This is a genomic window from Alkalinema pantanalense CENA528 (genome assembly GCF_050753345.1).
GTDB lineage: Bacteria > Cyanobacteriota > Cyanobacteriia > Leptolyngbyales > Leptolyngbyaceae > Alkalinema > Alkalinema pantanalense.
This window is the reverse complement of record NZ_JBLZFX010000185.1, coordinates 1-3120: the sequence shown is the minus strand read 5'-3', so window position 1 is coordinate 3120 and position 3120 is coordinate 1. Positions and strand designations below refer to the sequence as shown.

Annotated in this window: 3 protein-coding genes; all 3 read right to left on the bottom strand. The window is 73.0% G+C overall.

Going from position 1 to position 3120, the window contains the following annotated elements:
- Window positions 1-88: 88 nt before the first annotated feature.
- Genes ACN4EG_RS27215 through ACN4EG_RS27205 form a run of 3 tightly spaced genes read right to left on the bottom strand, consistent with a single transcriptional unit; the run spans window position 89 to window position 2922 of the window.
- Complete coding sequence (locus ACN4EG_RS27215) at window positions 89-583, bottom strand: GNAT family N-acetyltransferase (protein ID WP_431633424.1); 495 nt, start codon at window positions 581-583, stop codon at window positions 89-91.
- Between the two features lie 4 nt (window positions 584-587).
- A complete protein-coding gene (locus tag ACN4EG_RS27210; RefSeq protein ID WP_431633423.1) occupies window positions 588-2375 on the bottom strand; it encodes an acyl-CoA dehydrogenase C-terminal domain-containing protein in 1788 nt (595 codons plus the stop codon).
- Between the two features lie 19 nt (window positions 2376-2394).
- Window positions 2395-2922 (bottom strand): hypothetical protein, encoded by a 528-nt coding sequence (locus ACN4EG_RS27205; protein ID WP_431633422.1) that lies wholly within the window; start codon window positions 2920-2922, stop codon window positions 2395-2397.
- Between the last annotated feature and the right edge of the window lie 198 nt (window positions 2923-3120).

The window sequence follows — 3120 nt, the reverse complement described above, 5'->3', positions numbered from 1 at the left end:
CGGCGTGGACGTGTCCATCGGGGCCCGAGGATACACACGATCCGGTGCGCGCGTGCAAGCGCTCCGGGGGCCGCGGTGGAGGGCCGGCTCAGCGCCGGATCGGCTTGACCATCCGGTGCATCTCGATGCCGTAGCCCAGCGTCTGGTACAGCGCCAGCGCGCGGGTGTTGCCGGGGAACACCGCCAGCTGCATCCGCTCGAAGCCGCGGTCGCGGCAGAAGGCTTCCGCGAAATCCAGCAGGAAGCGGCCGATGCCGCGGCCGTCGAAGCCCTCGGCCACGGCCAGGTCGGAGACGTGGCCATTGCGCCCGCCGGTGAAGAAGTCGGCGAACTGCATCAGGTGCAGGAAGCCCACCGGCGTGCCGGCCTCGTCCTCGGCGATGAACATCCAGCTGCCGGGCGGCAGGTCGTCGAGGCGGGTGGAGAGGTCGCGGCGGATGCCGTCGTCGAGCTCCCGGCGGGTGCGCCAGGCCGGGAGCTCGAAGCCGGTGAAGCGCGGGACGAGGCCGAGGATGAAGCCCCGGTCCTCGTCGCCCGCGTGGCGGATGCGCCAGGGACTGTCCATGGCCGCGTCCGCCGTCATCGCGTCAGCTGTCGAAGCCCGCGTCGGCCAGGCCGAGCAGGCTGGCCGCGCCGGCGCGGATGCCGGCGGCGTGGGTGCGCGTGCGCGGCAGCAGGCGCGCGAAGAAGAAGCGCGCGGTCTCGCGCTTGGCCGCCTTGAAGCCGGCGTCGTGCGCGGACGCGTCCGCCACCGCCACCGCCTTCGCCCACCAGTAGGCCAGCAGCACGTAGCCCGAATAGAACAGGTAGTCGTAGGCGGCCGCGCCGATCTCGTTGCCGTCGGCGGCGCCGCGCTTGCCGGCCTCCATCGTCAGCGCCATCCACTCCTGCACGGCCTCGGCCAGCGGGCCGGTGAACTCGGCCAGCGCCGCGTTGCCGGCCTCGGCCTTCAGGAAGGCCTCGATCTCGCCGGCCATCTGGCGCAGGCCCGCGCCCTGCAGCGCGATCACCTTGCGGCCCAGCAGGTCCAGCGCCTGGATGCCGGTGGTGCCCTCGTAGATGGTGGTGATGCGGGCGTCGCGCGCCAGCTGCTCCATGCCCCACTCGGCCACGTAGCCGTGGCCGCCGAAGCACTGCAGCGCGTGGTAGGTGCACTCGATCGACCACTCGGTCAGGCAGGCCTTCACGATCGGGGTCAGGAAGCCCAGCAGCTCGTCGGCCGCGCGCGCGTCCTCGCCCTCGCCGCGCTCGATGCGGTCCACCAGGGTGCCGGCGTGGTAGGCGAGCAGGCGCGAGCCCTCGCCCAGCGCCTTGCAGGTCAGCAGCATGCGGCGGATGTCGGGGTGCACCAGCAGCGGGTCGGCCGGCTTGTCCGGGAACTGCGCGCCGCCCAGCGAGCGGCCCTGCAGGCGGTCGCGGGCGTAGGCCAGCGCGTTCTGGTAAGCGCGGTCGATCAGGCCCAGGCCCTGGATGCCCACCGCGAGGCGCGCGGTATTCATCATGGTGAACATCGCCGCGAGGCCCTTGTTGGGCTGGCCGATCAGGTAGCCCTCGGCGCCGTCGAAGTTCATCACGCAGGTGGCCGAGCCGTGGATGCCCATCTTGTGCTCGATCGAGCCGGCCTTGACCGCGTTGCGCGCGCCCACCGTGCCGTCGCGCGCCACCCGCATCTTCGGGACGATGAACAGGCTGATGCCCTTCACGCCCGCCGGGGCGTCGGGCAGGCGGGCCAGCACCAGGTGCACGATGTTGTCGGTGAAGTCGTGGTCGCCGGCGGTGATGAAGATCTTGGTGCCGTGCACGGCGTAGCTGCCGTCGGCCTGCGGCTCGGCGCGGGTCTTGAGCAGGCCGAGGTCGGAGCCGCAGTGCGGCTCGGTGAGGCACATCGTGCCGGTCCAGCGGCCCTCCATGATCGGGCGCAGGAACACCTCCTTCTGCCACTCCTCGCCGTGGTGCTTCAGCGCCTCGGTGGCGCCGTGCGAGAGCAGCGGGTAGTTGCCCCAGGCCAGGTTGGCCGCATCGATCATCTCCTTGAGCGCGATGCCGAAGCTCTGCGGCAGGTCCTGGCCGCCGTACTCCTCGGGCGAGGTCAGGCCGTGCCAGCCGTCGGCCACGAACTGCGCGTAGGCCTCCTTGAAGCCCTTGGGCGTGGTGATCGCGCCGCTGGCCTTGTCGTGGACGCAGCCCTCGGCATCGCCGACCTGGTTGAGCGGGGCCAGCACGGTCTGGTTGAACTTCGCGGCCTCCTCGAGCACCGCGTCCATCACGTCGCGCTGCGCGGCGTGCGCGCCGAGGCGGGCGTAGAGCGCCTCCACGCCGATCACGTCGTAGAGGGCGAACTTCATGTCGCGCAGCGGGGCGGTGTAGCTGTTCATGCGGGAGTCTCCGTGGGGGTCAGCGCAGCACGCCCTCGAGCCCGGGGACCGGGCTGAGCGCGCTGTCGAAATCGAAGGGCCAGCTGAGCTCGCGGGGCTCGCTGCTGGCGATGGTGCCGGTGATCGCGTAGCGCAGCGCGCGGCGCGAGGCCAGCGCGGCCACCAGAGCGTCGGACGCCGCGGGCGTCGGGCGCAGCGTGACGGCGTGGACGTCGGAAGTGAACGGGCCGACGGTGAAGCCGGGCGTCGCCGAGAGGGCGCCCGCGTCGATGCCGTTCACCGACAGCGTGGCGGTAACGGCGTCCATCCGCATGGGCACCGTCGAGAAGTTCTGCAGGCGCAGCTCGACCCGCCACTCGCCCGAGGGCAGCACGGTGATCTCGTTGACCCGGGCCTCGGGCGGGAACACCCGCACCACCGGGCCGCGGCCGCAGCCGGCCAGCAGCAGCGCCAGCAGGCCCAGCGCCAGTGCGCCCAGCCAGGGGCGATGGGCGCGCGGCGTGGCGCCGGTGGACGAAGCGCTGGAGGACGGGGCGGTCGCGAGCATGGGTCCATCCGCTGGGGTACGGGCGCCGGAGGATAGCAGGCGGGCGCGAAGGCGCCATCGACGCCGGCCGGCGCCGCCGGGCCGGGGCGCGCGGGCCTGCGCGCCCCGCGGGCCCGGCGTCAATCCGGGCGGGCCCCGAGTGCGGCCACCCGGCGCGCCGGGCTAGGCTTCGCCACCGGCATCGGGCCGGGTGGGAGA